The 19,061-nt window shown below is 60.1% G+C and carries 10 protein-coding genes; all 10 read left to right on the top strand.

All coding sequences use genetic code 11. The features are described 5' to 3' along the window. Window positions 1–433 precede the first annotated feature (433 nt). The 10 genes from SFUM_RS01325 to SFUM_RS01280 all read left to right on the top strand — a co-directional run bounded on the left by SFUM_RS01325 (window position 434) and on the right by SFUM_RS01280 (window position 19,011). Complete coding sequence (locus SFUM_RS01325; protein WP_011697133.1) at window positions 434–2,620, top strand: vitamin B12-dependent ribonucleotide reductase; 2,187 nt, start codon at window positions 434–436, stop codon at window positions 2,618–2,620. Window positions 2,621–2,639: 19 nt separating this feature from the next. Further along, on the top strand, window positions 2,640–3,350 hold the full coding sequence (locus SFUM_RS01320; RefSeq protein ID WP_208597089.1) for an endonuclease V: 711 nt from the start codon (window positions 2,640–2,642) through the stop codon (window positions 3,348–3,350). 107 nt (window positions 3,351–3,457) lie between these two features. After that, window positions 3,458–4,753 (top strand): tetratricopeptide repeat protein, encoded by a 1,296-nt coding sequence (locus SFUM_RS01315; protein ID WP_011697131.1) that lies wholly within the window; start codon window positions 3,458–3,460, stop codon window positions 4,751–4,753. Between the two features lie 509 nt (window positions 4,754–5,262). Then, a complete protein-coding gene (locus tag SFUM_RS01310) occupies window positions 5,263–7,125 on the top strand; it encodes a hypothetical protein (RefSeq protein ID WP_011697130.1) in 1,863 nt (620 codons plus the stop codon). A 43-nt stretch (window positions 7,126–7,168) separates the two neighbouring features. Then, window positions 7,169–8,338, top strand: coding sequence for an ABC transporter permease (locus SFUM_RS01305; protein WP_011697129.1), 1,170 nt, complete (start codon window positions 7,169–7,171; stop codon window positions 8,336–8,338). A gap of 875 nt (window positions 8,339–9,213) precedes the next feature. Next, window positions 9,214–10,338 carry a glycosyltransferase family protein gene (locus tag SFUM_RS01300; protein WP_011697128.1) on the top strand — a complete coding sequence of 375 codons (1,125 nt, stop codon included), beginning with the start codon at window positions 9,214–9,216 and terminating at the stop codon, window positions 10,336–10,338. Window positions 10,339–10,766: 428 nt separating this feature from the next. Continuing rightward, complete coding sequence (locus SFUM_RS01295) at window positions 10,767–11,423, top strand: ABC transporter permease (protein ID WP_011697127.1); 657 nt, start codon at window positions 10,767–10,769, stop codon at window positions 11,421–11,423. A 26-nt stretch (window positions 11,424–11,449) separates the two neighbouring features. After that, window positions 11,450–12,184, top strand: coding sequence for an ABC transporter ATP-binding protein (locus tag SFUM_RS01290; RefSeq protein WP_011697126.1), 735 nt, complete (start codon window positions 11,450–11,452; stop codon window positions 12,182–12,184). Next, on the top strand, window positions 12,181–16,953 hold the full coding sequence (locus tag SFUM_RS01285; protein WP_083763896.1) for an FtsX-like permease family protein: 4,773 nt from the start codon (window positions 12,181–12,183) through the stop codon (window positions 16,951–16,953). Before SFUM_RS01290 ends, SFUM_RS01285 begins: the two co-directional genes overlap by 4 nt. 78 nt (window positions 16,954–17,031) lie before the next feature. After that, a complete protein-coding gene (locus SFUM_RS01280; RefSeq protein ID WP_011697124.1) occupies window positions 17,032–19,011 on the top strand; it encodes a DUF6785 family protein in 1,980 nt (659 codons plus the stop codon). Window positions 19,012–19,061 lie beyond the last annotated feature (50 nt).

The following is a 19,061-nucleotide window of genomic DNA, read 5'->3' as shown; positions in this document are numbered from 1 at the left end:
TTTGTGTAAACGCACTGAATAATTACATTAATTTCGAAATCGCAACTAATTTAATCATCATTTTGACGGTTTCCAGGGTCGCACCGCATTTATCCCGCGAAATCCCCGGGGGGGCCGTGATGCGGACGGGCGGAGCCGACGCATCGCGGCAAAATCGATCGATTACGGAAGGATAGCCATTATGCCGGGTTTTCGCCATGAAATCTTGCGATTGGCTCAAAGGGGGTCTTTTTCCATGACAAATTTGATTTTGACACCCCTTGTTTTTTCCCTATCATGGTCATTCATGTCCAGGGGGACCGATCGGTTCTTTATGTTGATGCATTGCCACGATCATTCCGAAAAGGATAAAATAACGATGGAGACCGGCAATCCGGCTTTGAAAGAACGAAGCGGACACCAATCGAAACTCGGGAGCTCGGACAAGAAACGCATGACCCTCGTGAAAAAAGAACATCCGTTGCGGATGACGCCCAACGCCCTGGTGGTTCTCAGGAAACGTTATCTCGAGAAGGACGACGAAGGCAAACCGATAGAGACCCCGGAGGAGCTCTTCTGGAGAGTGGCGCGCACCATTGCCCAGGCGGACGTTGCCTTTCAGGGGCCGGAGAAGGCGGAGGAGACCGCGGACAGGTTCTACGCCTTGATGACCTCGCTCGATTTCATCCCCAATTCACCGACCCTTATGAATGCCGGACGTCCTCTGGGGCAGTTGTCGGCCTGTTTCGTTCTGCCCGTGGAGGATTCCATCGACAGTATTTTCGAAGCCATCAAGCACGCCGCCATGATTCACAAGAGCGGCGGGGGGACGGGCTTTTCCTTCTCGCGGATCCGTCCGGAGAACGACAAGGTATTGTCGACCCAGGGGGTGGCGAGCGGCCCGGTGTCCTTCATGTCCGTTTTCGATACCGCCACGGAGACCATCAAACAGGGAGGGACCCGTCGCGGGGCCAACATGGGCATCCTCCGGGTGGATCACCCGGACATCGAAAAGTTCATCACGTGCAAGACCGACAACGACCGGATGACCAATTTCAACATATCCATCGCCGTGACGGATTCTTTCATGAAGGCCGTGGAGGAGGACGCCGAGTACGAACTGATCAGCCCGCGCACGCGTGAGCGCGTCCAGTCCCTGTCCGCCCGCAAGGTCTTTGATGAAATCACGCAGTCGGCGTGGAGAAACGGCGAGCCGGGGATCATCTTCCTGGACGTCATGAACCGGCACAATCCGACCCCTCACGTGGGCGAGATCGAGAGCACCAACCCATGCGGCGAGCAGCCCCTGTTGCCTTATGAATCGTGCAACCTGGGTTCCATCAATCTCGCTTCCATGCATCGGGACGGAAACATCGACTACGAACACCTCAAAGAGGTGGTGTGGGACGCGGTTCATTTCCTGGACAACGTGATCGAGGTCAACAACTACCCGCTGCAGATCATCGAGGACATGACCAGGGGAAACCGCAAAATCGGACTGGGCGTGATGGGTTTTTCCGACCTGCTCATTTCGCTCGGGGTCCCGTATAATTCCGAGGCTGCGGTGGAGACCGCCGAGAAGGTCATGTCCTTCATTCAGCAGGAATCCAAGGCTGCATCCGCCCACTACGGCAAGGAGCGGGGCAATTTCGTCAACTACGCCGGCTCGATCTACGAACGGCCGGAAACGCCCCATATGCGCAACGCCACCACAACGACCATCGCTCCGACCGGCACGATCAGCATCATCGCGGGCTGTTCGAGCGGAATCGAGCCCCTCTTCGCCATAAGCTTCGTGCGTAAGGTCCTGGACGGGCAGGAACTGGTGGAAGTGCATCCCCTGTTTCAGAAGGTGGCCAGGGAGCGCGGATTCTATTCCGACGACCTGATGAAAAAGATTGCGGAGAAAGGGAGCATCAAGAATTTCCTGGAGATCCCGGCCGACGTGCGCAACGTTTTCGTAACGTCCCACGACGTCACCCCCGACTGGCATATCCGGATTCAGGCCGCGTTTCAGAAACACACCGACAATGCGGTCAGCAAGACCATCAATTTCCCTTTCAGCGCAACCCCCGAAGACGTCAGCTCCGCATACCTGCAGGCCTACAAGTTGGGATGCAAGGGCCTCACCATCTATCGTGACGGCAGCCGGGACGTGCAGGTGCTCAACATTCAGCGCAAACCGCAGTACCCGCAGGTGGAGCCCCGACCGCGTCCGGACAGGACCACGGGCATCACGGAGCGGGTCAACACCGGTTGCGGCAAGCTCTATGTCACCATCAACTCCGATGAATACGGGTTTTGCGAGGTCTTCGCGCAAATGGGTAAAGCGGGAGGCTGCGCCTATTCGCAGATCGAGGCCACCAGCCGCCTGATTTCGCTGGCGCTGCGCTCGGGCGTGAAGGTCGAGGCCGTGATCAGACAGCTTGTGGGAATCCGCTGCCCGTCTCCGACCTGGGGAAACGGCGAACAGGTCGTGTCGTGTTCCGATGCCATCGCCAAGGTTCTCAACCGCCATGCTCACGCCAACGTCACGTCGGTGGGCGACGAGATGGGAGCGTGTCCGGATTGCGGGGCCGCCGTGGAACATGAAGGCGGGTGCATCGTCTGCCGGTCGTGCGGCTTTTCGCGCTGCAGTTAGACCGGCCGGAACCAGCGCCTTGGAGCCGGCGGATGTGATGAGCGACGGGATCAGACATTCCTGGGACCTGACACCTAGAGAAGCGATCGCCCTGCAGCGGGAACTGGCCGGAAGAGTCGTCCTGCGGGCGCTTCCCCGGAATTTTCGCATCCTGGGAGCGTCCGACATCGGGTATGTCAAGGCCGGCGAACGCCTCGCGGCGGTCATGCTGACCTTCAGCTGGCCGGACCTGCTGCCCCTCGAAGCGGTTCACGCGATCTGCCCCGTACGCTTCCCCTACATCCCCGGACTCCTTTCCTTCCGCGAAATCCCCCCGTTGATCGAGGCCTTCGAGCAGCTCAAAAAAAGGCCCGACGTCCTCCTGTGCGACGGACAGGGGATTGCCCATCCACGCAAGTTCGGACTGGCCGCCCACCTCGGCCTCTACCTCGGTCTGCCCACCATCGGCTGCGCCAAGAAACGGTTGTGCGGAATACACGCCTCGCCGCCGAACAAGAAGGGCTGTTCCGTGCCTCTTTATCTCGACCGGGAAGCGGTGGGCAGCGTCTATTGTTCCAGGGACAACGTGAAACCGATTTTCGTATCGCCGGGGCACCTGTGCGATCAGAAATCCGCCGAGCGGCTCGTTGCCCGTTGCCTCGGCAGATACCGAATCCCCGAACCGCTGCGCCAGGCGCATCTCCTTGCCACCAAATTGCGGCTGGAAATAAGTATTTCTTCCAACGGTTGAGGATTTCCGTATAATAATTGATTGACTTCAGTTTTTGTTGCGGAACCGGGCTTGCACGGAACACCGCGCGTTGGTGTCCGGAGGCGAACGACGCTCAAGGAGAGGTCATGAACCAGGCGATCTCACAAAGGGATTGGATCACGCTTGTTGAAATCCTCGATGCCGCCATAAACCTGCTGAGAGGGAAAAACGTCGACCCCGTCCGTTTGGCCATTCTTCATTTCGGAAACAATGCCAGCATGTTCGGCTTGCCGGCGCTTGCCCGGGTGGCCAATAAGCTGGACGCCTTCCTGATCCAGCACCTTACCCCCGATTATGAAGATGAGCCGGCATCCCTCCTGTGCTTCGCCATGGAGGGAGTGCGGACGAAGATGAAAACGCTGGGCTATGACCAGGACTTCTCTGCGTCGCTGGAAGAAACGGTTCAATTTCTGGAGTTTTTCTCGGAAGCGGAGAACTGGCCTTCACACACCGGGTATACACTCACAAACGACGCCCGGGTCACCGTTCCGGCCCGGCAGGCTCACCCTCCGGAATCCTCGCCGGAAACACCGGATGAGCCCGTTTCGCTTGACTATTCACTCGATTCGGCCGGTCTCGAGGAATCCCCGCAAAGCGTTCAATCGAGTACTGAAACACCCGGATCGGAACCTTTGCATCCCGGCGATTCGACCCCGAGGCAGCTCGAAATGACATTCCCGGGTGGAGCCCCGGCCGCTGCGCACGCTGCGCCGCCCCAGGGTGCCGAAGGCGCCTCGAGCGCCGGGGAGAAACGCCGAACAAGGCGGGCACTGCAGCACCTGATCGAGGAAGCGGGACGAGCCGCGGCTGCGTTCAAGCCGGAGGACCAATCCGCGGACGAGGTGATGGCCTACAAGACCCTCTTGAAGCACGATCCCCGCTCCCTGGTTTTCGCCATGCTGGCTGATGCTCTGTGTTCGCAGGGCCGCTGGGCGGAAGCGGTGGAGGTCTGTGAACAAGGGCTGATTTTCCACCCGCAGCACCTGAGAGCGCGTGTTCTGCTGGGGTGGGCGCTCTGGGAGCTCAAGGAATCCAGGGAAGCCTTTGTCGTCCTCTCGGGGGCACGCGAAGAAATGGAAAAGAACGCTCTCGTATACCTGGTGCTGTCGAAGATCGTTGAAACCGAAGAGCCTGAAAAATCCAGAGAATATCGCGAAATCCACAGAAAACTGCAGCCCGCGGGAGGAAAGCCGCCGATCCCGGAAGATGTCCCGGCGGAACCCGAAACGGCGGCAATGCAAAGTTCGACCCTGCTCTCGTTTCTTTCGCGATTAGGCGCCGAGTTCCACGATCGGAAACTGCTCCGGCAACGCGGGATCGACCTTCTGTCGGCCCGGGAAAGACAGGCTTTGATGGAGGCGTTTCGCTCCGCCATGAATTGAGGGGGCGTGCCCGGGAACGAACCCCCACGCGATGTCGTACGGTGACTTTGCGCCATACTTTGCCGCCTTTTTCACATCCTTCCCTTGGCATTTTCTCGAACTGAGTGTAATGTAAAGGCTTTGGGGCGCGCACTGCTCATGGGACGGGCGAACGCATCGCAGGAATTTCGTTTTCCGGGAATCGACGATAGAACCGCTCTGAGTGTTGAGTGTTGCCGGGTGGGGGCCGATTATGAATATGGATCGACAACGGAAATCGGCTGGAGGCAATTCTCAAACACGTGGGGCGCGTTTGTGTGCGGTCCGAAAAGATCCGGTATGGGTTTCTCCTGTGAGGCCGGCGCGCAATGAGACCGTCCATCCGGTTTTTCGGGTCTGCGTGTCCGAATGGTCCGTTCCCCCGGCATCACCTTGGACCGGAGCGCGAGAGCGGATCGGCTTCGAGTCGGCTGCCACCTGTCGTGGCCGCGTTTTTCGAGAACAATCCTGATGAGTGAGAGAACAACGATATGAGCGAACTGTTACACTCGTTCCACATCCCGGTCATGGGAACCGCGTTCACCATCGAATCGCCGTTCAAGGTCGCCAGGTACGGAATTTCGTCCGTGATTTCCCTCGTCGACGACACGCTCATTGAAAAGATGCGGCGTTTCTACTGCCGGGTGATGGGCCGGGAGTGCACACATATCCGGAAGCAGGATCACGATTCGCGGGCTGATCGAATCACCGCCTATTTGAACCTGATGGATGAGGCGGTCAAGGAGCAGTTCGAGAAGCTCAAAGCTTCGGCGTTCGAGATGGGCAGTGAGATCACGAAATACTTCGAGCTTCTCCCGGAGACCTCCCCCCTCAAGCAACTCTACAAAGCCATGCAGTCCCTGAAAGATTCCGTCGAGAAAAGGCGGATACAGGACGAGTTGCGGGAGAGGATCAAACCGGGCGCCATCGATGTCAACATCATGACCAAGGTGGATCGCCACACGTTCGACGGGAACGGAGAGCCGCTGCCGTCCGAGTTTTCGGACGCCCTGGCTGCGCTGCGGGGGTACGCCAGGAGCAGTGTGGAATCTTCCATCGTGTTTTCAGCCGGCTTCAATGGTCGTCTGTACGGCTACGCCGAGCAGTTCGACGACTTTCATGCCGACGAAAACGGGAATATCAAGAAAAAAATCGTCATCAAAGTGAACGACTATCGTTCGGCGCTGACCCAGGGCAAATTTTTCGCCAAGAAAGGCTTGTGGGTTTCCGAATTCCGCCTGGAATCCGGCCTCAACTGCGGAGGGCATGCTTTCGCCCACGGGGGCGCCCTGATGGGACCGAGCCTTGAGGAATTCAGGAACAGGAAGGACGAACTGATCGCGACATTGTTCGAAATTTACAACCGGGCCTTGCGCCAGAAAAAGAAGCGCACCTTCGACCGTCCGCACGCACTGCGGATCACCGCCCAGGGCGGAATCGGCACGGCCGGCGAACAGAGCTTCCTGCTCCGTCACTACAGGCTGGACGCCACGGGCTGGGGGACACCTTTTCTGCTCGTTCCGGAGGCCACCACCGTGGATCCGACAACCTTGAAGAGACTGTGCGAAGCCGGACGGGAAGACCTTTTTCTGAGCGATGTGTCTCCGCTGGGGGTGCCTTTCAACAACCTGAGGACGTCGCTCAGCGAGGAGGCGAAGCGGGCGCGGATCCGGACGGGTAAACCGGGAAGTCCGTGCACCAAGGGGTATTTGAAATCGAATACGGAGTTTTCCGAAACCCCCATTTGCGTCGCCTCGCGGGCCTATCAGGAGCGCAAGATCGAGCAAATCCTTGCCGGCGGGAGCGACCCGGAATCCGCCCGAGCGGCAATCGAAGCCGTGACTTCAAAATCCTGCCTGTGCACCGATCTCGGGGGAACCGCGATCCTCACTCACGGCTTGGCCGAATCCGAGGACGGCCCATGCGTGCCGGCAATCTGTCCGGGGCCCGGACTCGCCTATTTCACCAGGGCGGTCAGTCTCCGGGAAATGGTCGATCACATTTACGGACGCGCCGACATCATCGAGAATCGGACACGTCCGAACCTGTTCATCTCCGAGCTTGAAATGTACATCGACTACTTCGACAACGAGCTGCGCCGGTCTCTCCCCCACCCCAACGAACAGACCGCGAAATACCTCAGGGAGTTCGAAACGAACCTGCTGGAAGGAATCGCCTATTACCAGGAATTGATCCCCCGGTGGAGCGACGGGCCGCCGGAATATCGGGCGCGGATGAAAAGGGATCTCGGACTCTGCCGGGAACGGTTGCTGGAGGTGGCTTCCCATTTTCATGACATGCCGTCCCTCGATCCCGACGCAGGCCTGGCAATTGGACGGGAAACCGCTCTTTAGCGCCGAATCCGGGCAATAATCCGCATGGGGTTTCCGATCGGCCATGTTCCTCCTGGCTCGCTACAGTTATCGCAATTTATGGGTTCGTCGCCTTACGACCGCTCTGACGGCCGGCGGGATGGGGCTGGTCATCTTCGTCTTCGCGGCTGTCCTGATGCTGGCCGCAGGGTTCCAGAAGACGCTCGTGACCACGGGGAGCCCCGACAACGCGGTGTTCGTGCGCAGATCATCGGAGGCGGAAGTGCAGAGCCTCGTTTCCCGGGAGGAGGCCGCCATCGTCGAGAGCATGCCCGAAATCGGCCTCGGCCGGGACGGCACGAAGCTGGCGGCGCGCGAGGCGGTCATTCTGATCAACCTGAGCAGGCGGGATACCGGCAACCTGGCCCACGTCACGGTGAGGGGCATCAACCCTAAGCTCTCCATGCAATTGCGTCCCCGGGTACGCATCTCGGCCGGACGCGAGCCCCGGTCGGGGACGTCCGAAATACTGGCCGGCAGGAGCATCATGCAGAGGTTCGCGGTCGGCGGGCTCGGGCAGACCATGTCGTTCGGTTCCCGCACCTGGACGGTGGTCGGTATCCTCGATGCCGGCGGAACGGGGTTCGACTCTGAAATCTGGGCCGACGTCGAAGTCCTGATGACCACTTTTCGCCGGAGCGCATATTCTTCCGTAATCGGCCGCCTGAGGGAACCGTCGGCTTTCCAGGATTTGCGCAAGCGCGCGATGAGTGACCCCCGTCTCACGTTGGAAACCTGGCGAGAAACGGACTACTACGCCTCTCAATCCGAACTGATGGCCCGTTTCATTCGGATCCTCGGCCTGACCCTGACGCTTATCTTCAGCCTTGGAGCAGTGATCGGCTCCATGGTCACCATGTATTCGGCCGTGGCGAACAGGGTGTCGGAAATCGGGACTCTGCGGGCCCTGGGATTTCGCCGCGCGACCATCCTGACCGCATTCCTCCTCGAATCGGTTTTTCTCAGCCTGGTGGGTGGCGGCCTGGGGCTGGCGGCGGCATCGTTCATGAACCGCATCAGTGTTTCCACCATGAACTGGCAGACGTTTTCCGAGCTTTCCTTCCGCTTCGCCCTGGACTCCTCCATCGTCGTGAACGCGCTGGCCTTCGCGGTGGTGATGGGCCTGGTCGGAGGGATTCTGCCCGCGCTGCGGGCCGCGCGGATGAACATCGTGACCGCGCTGCGGCTCCAGTGACCTTCCCGTGCACGTGAAGCCGCCGGGCCGTGCCGAGTTGGGCTTCAGACGCCGTAATCGACGTCTCCGCGCACCTGAAACCGCCGGGGCCCCCCGGTACCCGAGTCCTCCATTTCCGGAACTGCCCGCACACATGAAGCCACCTCGGGCATTAAATCACATAAAATCAATGGAATACAAAACCCCACCGACGTTCCCATGGGCATTGAGGCGGTTCAAGGGTCGCCTCCGCCGCACCTACCCTTTACGGTAGGTGCCCCGGTACAATCAAATACGTGGATTCCCCCATTCGAAATACGTGATCCGCCCCATTTCAGCACAGGTTCAGTCTGTTATTCTACGCTCGAATAGTCACCACAATCCATACCCTCTTTGTGCTTCTCTATTCAGAGAGAGAGCCGGGACCCACCCCTCCCGGCTCTTCCCTTTTTTGCGACAAGCAAGGAAGCGCTTTCCCCCTCATTCGCGCCAACCGCCTCCTATGTTTGCCTTCCTCCCGTCAGCCTCGCCCATTTTCACGGCGGAATTGTCCGGGCCGGGAACATCAGAACCGAGGGGTGCACCGGCGCAGGAAGGAGCCCTTCATCGCGCCGTGGCGTCGTTTCGTGAGGCGAGATGACGCCTGGGCTGAGCCGCGAAGTCATGCGTATCGCCGGAATGCGGGAGCCTGCGGATCCTCGCATCATTTCACTTGGCTTTTGTCCCCGGGCGACATAGACTTGGCCGCCATGCAGGCGTCCGGATGGGCTGAAGCATCGCACCCCCGGATTCATGATGGGATTCCGTCCGTTTGGGACGACCCGGGACCCGCTCCGCGCCATTCCGGATTGACGAAGGCCGACAACCCTGTCCCCTCAACGAGCCGGACGTGTTTTATGAAGATCATGTTCTACAGCCAGCACGTGCTTGGAATCGGGCATTTTTTCAGAAGCATGGAGCTCGCTTCGGCCCTGGCGAACCACGAGGTTCTGTTCGTTGAAGGCGGCGACGCTCTCCCGGGCTACGTCCCGCCGCCTCACGTAAGAAGGTTGCCCCTTCCCGGCCTCATGATGGACCAGGATTTCAAAGCGATTCACGCCGTGGAGGGAACGGTCGGGGAAACCCGAGCCAGGCGAAAACAACTTCTGCTGGGCACTTTCCTGTCTTTTCGACCCGATGTCCTGATCACCGAGCTGTTCCCCTTCGGGCGCAAGCAGTTCAGATTCGAGCTGATGCCGCTGCTGGAATGCATCCGGCAGGAAGGCATGTCCACCGGGGTGATCTGCAGCCTGCGCGACATCCTCGTCGAGAAAGCGGACCAGGACGCCTATGAAAAAGGCGTGCTCGAAATCCTGAACGCTCACTACCACCACCTGATGGTTCACTCCGACCCCCGCATCATGAGACTCGACGAGACCTTCAGTCGCGTCGATGAAATTGCGATCCCCATGAGCTACACGGGATTCATTGCTCGAAAACCCGGACGACGGCGACGGCCGCCGAGGAGAAGAACCATCGTCGTCAGCAGCGGAGGGGGCAAGGTGGGAGTGGATCTCCTCGAGGCGGCCTTGACGGCGTTCCGTTTGCTGCCCGAGCTTGACGCCGGGCTGCGCATGTTTATCGGTCCCTTCATGGAAGCGGCGGACCGCAACGTCCTGGCAAGCCTGGCAGCCCGCGACTCCAGGACGAGCATCGAGGAATTCTCGTACGACTTTCTCGACTGCATGGCTGAATCGAGTCTTTCGATCAGCATGGCGGGCTACAACACATGCATGGATATCCTGAGCGCGGCCGTGCCCGCTCTCGTCTACCCGTTCCCTCAGAACAGGGAACAGATGCTGCGGGCACGCAAGCTTGAGGAATTGGGCTTTCTCAAGGTGCTGGACGGGCTCGACCCGCACGGGATGGCCTCGGCCGCTGCAGCCGCCATGGCTCGCCGTAAGCTCCAGTCCGAATCCATGCCGCCGGATCTGGCGGGCGCGGCCAATGCAGCTCTCATAGTTGAAAAATGCCTCGGGTGACGAAAGTATTTTCAATCGGGCCTCTTCTTTGCGTATACTGATACTCTTTCGCGTTCGGGAAATGCTCTTGTCTCCGGGCAGGCGCCCGGCCGAAAGCCTGTGTCGAACCAGTGTCCATGGCGTTCGGGAAAGCCCGTCGAGCAATCCGCTCCGGATATCTGCCCGGCGGGCATCCGGGGCCGATCCGGTTTCCCGGCTTCCCGTCCGTGCGCGAGAATACCTCCGCCGGAGCCGGCACAAGCCGCTGGACCGGCAGTTGTTCCGGATTCCCGCCCGCACCGGAATAACGACGACGTTTTTGACAGGTTCCCCGGGAGCCCGCGGTTCGTGGCGGTCGCCAGGCATGAGGACCGGTGTTCTCTCCGATTTCCGCCGGGGCCCGAGGCGTTCGGGTATCGCTGCGACAACCGACCCGGAGGTGACGAAAAGTGGATGACCGGATACAAAGGCAGGTGGTTCTGCCTTTCAGCCAGCTGGTGAAGATATCTTTCAATTCCATTCGGGTGCGGTTCTTTCGATCCCTGATCACCACCTTGACGCTGGCGCTTGCCGTTGCCTTCGTTTCCTTCACCTGGTCCGGTTACGAGCTGCTGAACGCCTTCTTTCCCCACGCGGACGGCACCGTCCAGGCGGGGATCCTCGCCGGCGGCTACGAGCTCGAAAACGGTCGATTCGGCGCCGGCGCAAAGGATCAGTGGCTGGTGATCCTGTCTTTGCTGGTGTGCGTGGTGGGTATCGTCAACGCCCAGCTCATGGCGGTCACCGAGCGATTCCGCGAGATCGGGACCTTCAAGTGCCTGGGAGCGCTGGACAGCTTCGTGGTGCGCATTTTCGTCCTGGAATCGATCTACCAGGGGCTGTTCGGCGGCTTTGTGGGAGGGCTGGCGGGTGTCCTCATCGCCACGGGCTCCTTTCTTTTCCGGGCGGGCTGGATTTGTCTCGCCTGCTGGCCCCCGGGCTCGATGCTGCTGACCGTTGCCGGAACCACCCTGCTCGCCGTTGTCCTGTCCCTGCTGGGGGCAATTTACCCTGCCCTCGTGGCCGCTAAAATGCAGCCGGCGATCGCCCTGCGCAACGAGGAATGAGATCTGAAACGCTTGGAAGGGAAGTCATGAATCCGGTTCTGTCCCACAATGTCGTCAGGCTCTCGGAAGTCACCAAGGTCTTCAAGATGGGCAACAATGTGGTGGAAGCGCTCAAAGGGGTCAACTTTTCCATCAAGGCCGGGGAATACATTTCGATCATGGGGCCTTCGGGTTCCGGAAAATCCACATTGTTCAACATGATCGGCGCACTGGACAAGCCTTCCACCGGGCGTGTGTTCATCGACGAGGTCGACGTCGCTCAGCTGGATGCCTACGAGCTGGCCTGGCTGCGCTGCCGCAAGATCGGCTACATCTTTCAGACCTTCAATCTGATCCAGGTCATGACCGCCATCGAGAACGTGACTCTGCCCATGATCTTCGCGGGCATGAGCAGGGACGAATACATGGAAAAGGGGATGGTGCTGCTCAGGCTGGTCGGGCTGGCCGAGCGATGCCATCACAAGCCTTCGGAGCTGTCCGGAGGGCAGCAGCAGCGCGTTGCCGTGGCGCGGGCTCTGGCCAACGACCCCGCCATCATCCTGGCGGACGAACCCACGGGCAACCTCGATCTCAGCACGGGGGAGGAAATCATCGCCCTGCTCAAGCAGCTTTCCACGGAAAGAAAGGTGACGATCATCTCCGCAACCCACGACATCAAGATGCTCAACGTCTCGGACAGGGTCGTATGGATTCGTGACGGACGGATCGACCGGGTCGAAGAGCGCGACAAGCTCAAGATCTCCATCGGACAGGTGGCATGATGCCCACGGACGCAAAAACCAGGTCCGGTTTCAATCGCGCGGCCCGGATCGTGTTGCTCGCCTGGTTGACGGCGTGTCCGCTGTGGAGCGGGCTCTTCCCCGGCGTGGGATACGGCCGGGAGGTGATGGACCACGTCGCCTTCTTCACCGATTTGAAAGACCGGTCCGCGGGGAGCCCGGGAAGCGATGCCGCAGCCGACTACATCCTCGACTTTTTCAAAAAAGCCGGTCTCTCCGAGGTTGCCTCCCAGCAATTCCTGACCCCTGTTCCCGAGGTCGTTTCCGCGTCCATCGAAGCCGAGGGCCGAACGGTGAACCTCTATCCATGGGGGCCCAACCTGGTCTATCTGCCGATGACCCCGGAAAACGGGCTCCGCGGTCAGCTCATCTACGCCGGGCGGGGGGATTTCAAGGACTTCGACAGGACCCGTCTTTATGAGAGCATCGTGCTCATGGACATGGAGTCCTCGGGGAACTGGATCAACGCCGCATCCTTCGGCGCCGCCGCCATTGTGTTCATCGGGCGAGACGACTCGGTGAAAGGACAATTCGAGGAGAAAGACACTCGAACTCCCCTGACCATCCCGAGGTTCTGGGTGCCGGCAGGCGATGGCGAGGCGCTGAAACGGCTCGCCATGGAAAAGACGCCCCAGGCGGTCGTCAAGTCCAAGACCCGGTGGCAAAACAAGCTGGTCCGCAACTGCTACGGCCTACTCAAAGGCAGCGATCCGAAGCTGCGGAAGGAAATGGTCGTGGTCGACGCCGCCTACGACGCCTCTTTCCGAGTGCTCGGACTGGCTCCCGGCGCGGACGAAGCCACATCCGTCGCCGCTTTGCTCATTCTTGCCGAGGAATTCTCCCGGCACCCGCCGGCACGCTCCGTGCTCTTCGTGGCCACCGTGGGAAACAACGAGAGTCACGACGGCATGAGGCACCTGATCTGGAGCGTCAAGACCAAGAAGAAATCGCTCAAGAAACTGACCAACCAGTTGAAGGACACGAAAGCACGGATCGACGACCAGTACGATCTTCTGGAAAAGGGCCGGTATCTCGAACAGGAAAAACCCGCCGACCGCGAGTCCATTCTGGAAATCCTGGTTGAAAAGGCGAAGGACCGGGCCGACGCGTTGAGTCGGGAAATCCAATACCGCAGATCGGCGTCGGCCCTCGAGCTCGCGGAGGCACAGGAAGGGCCGCGCGCCTACCGCCAGATCGCGATGGTCAACGACATCGGAAGGCTGACCGCGCAACAGCGCGAGCTTGCCGTGCAGTTGCTGGATGAAGCCGTGGAGGACCGGCGGGCGACTCACAAGGAGCTCAAAGTCCGCGTGCAGGCCATGAAATCTTCCACCGCCTTGCGGGGACTGCTCGAGGAATACACCCAGGTTCTTTTCTTCGACCTTCACCTGTCTTCGCATTACGAAACCTTGGGTTTGATCGAAACGGGCGAGACCTTCCCCGTCAGGGAAAGCATCAGGAAGATTTCGCGGGCCGGCCGGCTCATCGGCCTGTTCACGCAAAGCGGGCGCGAGACTGCAGCCGAGACCGGCATACCGGACATCTTCCGAGACACATCCCGGGGCGCCTCCCCGGAGGAGATTTCGGTCCGGGCCGGCAGTGTGTGCCATCCCGCAAGCGACGTGGCGAGCATCGCGGGACTTCCCGCCGTTTCCCTCGTATCCCTCGAGGATCGTCGCCTGCTCTGGTCCACGCCCGCCGATACGCTGGACCGCATGGACCGAAAGAAGGTCGAGACCCTGTCCGGGTTCCTGCCCCCGGCGTTGCGGCGCCTCTTTTCCGAGCCTTCCCTGAAGTCGGCCGTCGATGCGGGGGTAAGCGGCCTCTCGAACCTCGAGGGGCAGGCCATGTTCATACGGCAGGGCGAGTTGTTTCCCGACCAGCCGGCTTCGGGAACGATCATCTCCATACTGCAGGGCGATTCGGTCTTCCGGACGATGGTCCTTCGAGACGGCACGTACTTCATGCCCGGGCTTGCCAACAAGCGGGTTTCCCTCGAAAAACTGATCCTGGAACCGTACGGCATCGATCCGGCCACGGGAAGGATCGGGATCGCCGCGGACAAAGCCAAGACGGGCAAGGAGAACTACCGGATCAGCGTCAAGAGCGACCTGGCATCCGCCCCGCTGATCATGTTCCGGTGCCTCCAGACGGACATTCTGCCCATATTCAACCCGCGCAACATGGGGTACCTGACCAAGCTCGAACTGATCGACGCCGCCACCGAGGCGCCTCCGCTGCGGCACTGGTACAGCCGCGTGGACGGCAGAGACACCATGAGCATTTCGCTGTTCCTGGAAAAGGGGACCCGTTTCAAGCTCATCATGTCCGAATCTTTGCTCGGAAAGGAGTTCTTCCTCCTGAACGGCATTCCCGAGAACCCGAACGGGATCGGATTTCTCGTAGGAGAGCCGCCGACCGTTTCCGTGGCGCCCTATCACGTGGCGAAAGACCTTTACTCCCTGGTGGGGGGACGGCTTCGGAACCTGTTTCAGCACGGCATTGTAAACGTTCACCTTGAAGAACTGTACCGGCAGGCCGGCACCGAACTTGAGCAGGGTATCCTGGCCCTGTCGGAACACCGTTACGGCGATTTCTGGGACCGGGTCGCCACGGCGTGGGCAAAGCTGGACATCGTCTATGCGGAAGTCGAGGGCAATCAGCGCGACGTGCTCGGAGGCGTCATGTTCTTCATCGCCTTGTTCGTTCCCTTCGCCTACTGCATGGAACGCTACATTTTCTGTTTCAGAGGCATCTATCAGCAGATCGTCGCTTTCTTCCTCATCCTGATCATGACCATTCTCGCCATCCGCGGCCTCCATCCCGCTTTTCAACTCACCTACAGCCCCATGGTGGTGATCATCGCCTTTTTCATCGTCGGACTGTCCCTGCTCGTTTCGGCGATTATTTTCATCCGCTTCGAGAAGGAGATGGAGGATCTGCAGACCCGGCAGGCCCATTTGAGGACGCCTCAAGCCAGCAAGTGGCAGGCCTTCGGCGCGGGATTCTCCATCGGAGTGTCCAACCTCAACCGCAGGAAGCTGCGCACGGGACTGACCTGCGTCACGCTCATCATCCTGACCTTCACCGTGATGTCGTTCACCAACGTGAAGAGCCTGCACCGGTCGACGCTCACCCGCATCGCGGAGGACAACCCTTATGAAGGGGTCCTGCTGCGGCACCAGTTCCGCCTGCCGATGACCATGCTCACCCTGGAGGACATGAAGGCGCGTTTCGGCCCGGAGGGCGCATCCATCTGGCCCCGAGGCTGGATCGAGCCGGCCGGCCTGACGGAACGGACGATTTCCGCCGTTTACGCATCCGGCCGTCATGCCCCCGTGGAGGGTCTTCTCGGCCTTGGACCCAGCGCCCCCGAAGTTTTCACGCGCCTGGTGACCAAGGGGCGCTGGCTGAACGAAACCGACGACCGTGCCGTTCTTCTACCTTTGGCCATGGCCGCGCGGCTGGGTCTCGACCCGGAAAGGGATCTGAACGTCCCGGTCGAGATCATGGGTGCCCGCTTCACCGTGGTGGGTTTCTTCGATGGTTCGGCCCTGGACGAAGCGAAGGACCTCGACCGGCATCCGATCACCCCGGCCTACCTCGAGGTTAGCCATGGCGAGGAGCTTTCCGAGGTGGAAATCGAGGCGATGCAAACCGGGGAGGAGCTTCTTCCACAGACGGAGCGATTCCGCTACGCGGCCGGCAATCGCACGGTGATCATGCCGTTTGCGAAATGCGTCGAATACGGCGGGAAGTTGAAGGCGGTGTCCATTCTGCCCCGCTCCAGCCCGACCGAAATCGCCGACCGACTCTCCACGTGGCTGGCCTACCCCCTGTTCGTCGGTGAAAACGGCACGTGGTATCACAGCGCAAGCACCACCCTGCGCTACAGCGGCGTCGCCAACCTGCTCGTGCCCATCCTGATCGTCATTTTCATCACCCTGAACACCATGATCGGGCACGTGCACGAGCGGCAAAAGGAGATCTCGACCTACACCTCGGTTGGGCTGGCCCCCACCCACGTCGGATTCCTTTTTATCGTGGAAGCCCTTTCCCTGGCCGTCATCTCGACGGTTCTAGGCTACATCCTGGCGCAGTTGAGCGCCAAATACCTCGGGAACACCGCGATGTTTTCCCAGCTCACTTTCAACTATTCCTCGCTGGCCAGCGTCGCCTGCATGTTCCTGGTGTTTTCCGTGGTCTTTCTCGCCGCCCTGTACCCCGCCCGGCTTGCCGCCCAGATCGCCATGCCGGACGTCAACCGTTCCTGGACGCTGCCGGCGCCCGAGGGGGACGTCATCCACATGAACCTCCCCTTTCTGCTCAAAGCGGAAGAAGAGGCCGGGATCATGAAGTTTCTCAAGGCATTCTACGGCTCCCACCAGGATGTCGCCCACGGCTCGTTCATCGTTGACGAGATCGACATGGATGACGCCCTGCCGCCGGTGAGGCCCGGCCAAAACCCGATCCCCGTCTGCATTGTGATTCGCACCAACGCATGGCTGGCACCCTTCGATTTTGCCATCAAGCAGCGCGTTCACTTGCACTGTTGCCCCTCGGAGGAGAACCCGGGATACCTGGAAATCGCCATCCAGATGACTCGGATTTCGGGTGAGCGTTCCGCCTGGGTCAGAGCAAACAACAGTTTCATCAAGGCGTTGCGCAAGCAAATGCTGCTTTGGCGCCTGCTGGATGCCGACACCAAGGCCATCTACTATTTGCCCGAACAGAGTGAAACCGCCGGGTAGTCCGACGGTGGACGAAGGGGCGGCTCAGACGGCGTTCGGAGCCGGCCCGTTCGCTGACGACCAAAGGAAACTCGCTCGATGAGAGAATTGCGGATACGATTCCCCGCGCTGGCGTTCGGACTGGTTCTGGTTCTTCTGTGCTGTGTGTTCACGCCGTACAACAACATCAGGCTGCAGAACAGTCCCGTCGCGGGCGGCCACTTTCCCCTCGCGTCCTTTGTCTGTCTGTTCATAATCCTGGTCGTAGTCAACCCCGCGCTCGGTGCGATCAACAGGAAATGGCGCTTCCATTATCACGAGCTGCTCCTGATCTGGGCCATGGTCACCGTTGCTACCGGGATCGCCTATACCGGGCTCATGCGCACCTTCATCATCAATATCACCAGCCCGACATGGCTCAAGCTCTCTTCGGGAGAAACCGGGCAATTGCTCCAGTCGTTCCTGCCGTCGGCTCTGTTCCCGAACGATCCCGAAATGGTTCGAACGCTTTACAGCGGGTTCAGCGGCGGCATCGATATGACCTGGTGGCAGGTGCTCAGCCGCATTCCCTGGTCGGCCTGGCTGACGCCGATGTTCTGGTGGGCGATTTTCATCGGCCTCGTCTACATGGCGATGCTGGGCATGGTCGGCTTGTTTTCTCACCAGTGGATCGAAAACGAGAAGATGAATTTCCCGCTCCTTCGCGTGCCGGAAGTGCTCAGCCAGGAGGCGGAAGACAAGACCCTGCGGCGCTTTCTGACCCACCGCTATTTCATCGTGGGCCTCACCATCCCCGTGCTTCTGCATCTGCTCAACGGATTGCACACCTACTTCCCCCAGGTGCCTCAGATCCCGACCCTGGTTCTCGCTCAACCGTACATTCCCAAGGAAGGCCTCCTGTCGGGTTTTTACAAAATGAAGATCTACATCTATCCGGCCTTCATCGGATTTGCCTTCCTGGCCTCCAAGCAGGTGTCCTTCAGCCTGTGGAGCTTTTTCATTCTCGGCGGGCTGCTGCCCGGCATTCTGAAGCTCGTGGGCTGGCGCTTTCCGGCGGCCGCGCTCGGCACCACCTTCGGCCCCGTGCTCTCGAAAGTGGAAGAAATGCAGATGATCGGGGCCTTCGGAATGTACTTCTTCTTCCTGCTCTGGCTCTCGAGGCAACACCTGCTGGCGGTCCTGAAATCCGCTTTCTCCAGGAGCCGTGAAACCCCGGAGTACTGTGGCCTCATGTCGCCCCGGCCGGCGCTCTACCTCTTTTTCATCGGAATCGTCGGGATCACCGCATGGCTGACCTTTTTCGGCATGAGCCTGCTTTCGGCGATCCTTTTCCTGGCGGTCTGCTTCATGCTCCAGCTGGTCGCCTCCAGGCTCATCTGCCAGGGCGGCCTGCCCTACTTCACCTTGACCCTGGCGCCCTCCGACGGTTTCCTGGCCTTCCTCGACACCCGGCTCATCGGTCCGGCGACCCTGGGCATGGCCGTGATTCTTCAGAAAGTCACCTTCCTGGACATGCGGGAATCGCTCATGCCCTCCATCTGCCACGCCTCGAAGCTTTCGGACGGAAGCCGTCCGCGGAACCGTTTTCTTTGGGGAATCGTCTGGGCCATCGCGCTCGGAATGGTCGTGTCCTTTGCCGCCATGCTCGCGCTTTATTACAGATACGGGGTGAACGCTCTTCCCGATGACTGGGCCATCGAGTCCACCAGGCGCGTTCATGAGAACGTCACCCATCTTTTCAGCCACCCGGAAGAGCCCAAGAGCTGGAGCATCGCCTTCACCCTGATCGGGGCCGCCTTCATGGGCCTGCTCGTGATGGGTTATCACCGGTTCATCTGGTGGCCGCTCCATCCCATCGGCTACTTGGTCACCTACAGCTCCGCCATGCAAATCCTGTGGTTCGGGTTTTTCATCGGCTGGCTCTGCAACACCCTGGTGCTCAGGTACGGGGGAGCCAATCTCTACCGCGAGATCAGGCGCCTGTTCATAGGCCTGATCGTCGGCGACATGATCATGGCCGTCATCTGGCTGATCGTCGGGCTGTTCACGCCGATCAGCTACCACGTGCTGCCGCTGTGAAGCATTCCGCCGGTTCCGCCCCCGGACCGGCACTGCACCCCGCGGCCTCT

Source organism: Syntrophobacter fumaroxidans MPOB, assembly GCF_000014965.1.
Lineage (GTDB): Bacteria > Desulfobacterota > Syntrophobacteria > Syntrophobacterales > Syntrophobacteraceae > Syntrophobacter > Syntrophobacter fumaroxidans.
This window is presented reverse-complemented; position numbering and strand designations above follow the sequence as displayed.

What these genes read in the sequence shown, in the direction of transcription:
- SFUM_RS01305 (WP_011697129.1), top strand. Translation starts at nt 7,169, where the DNA reads ATGTTCCTCCTGGCTCGCTACAGTTATCGCAATTTATGGGTTCGTCGC.
- SFUM_RS01290 (WP_011697126.1), top strand. Translation starts at nt 11,450, where the DNA reads ATGAATCCGGTTCTGTCCCACAATGTCGTCAGGCTCTCGGAAGTCACC.
- SFUM_RS01280 (WP_011697124.1), top strand. Translation starts at nt 17,032, where the DNA reads ATGAGAGAATTGCGGATACGATTCCCCGCGCTGGCGTTCGGACTGGTT.
- SFUM_RS01285 (WP_083763896.1), top strand. Translation starts at nt 12,181, where the DNA reads ATGATGCCCACGGACGCAAAAACCAGGTCCGGTTTCAATCGCGCGGCC.
- SFUM_RS01300 (WP_011697128.1), top strand. Translation starts at nt 9,214, where the DNA reads ATGAAGATCATGTTCTACAGCCAGCACGTGCTTGGAATCGGGCATTTT.
- SFUM_RS01310 (WP_011697130.1), top strand. Translation starts at nt 5,263, where the DNA reads ATGAGCGAACTGTTACACTCGTTCCACATCCCGGTCATGGGAACCGCG.
- SFUM_RS01325 (WP_011697133.1), top strand. Translation starts at nt 434, where the DNA reads ATGACCCTCGTGAAAAAAGAACATCCGTTGCGGATGACGCCCAACGCC.
- SFUM_RS01315 (WP_011697131.1), top strand. Translation starts at nt 3,458, where the DNA reads ATGAACCAGGCGATCTCACAAAGGGATTGGATCACGCTTGTTGAAATC.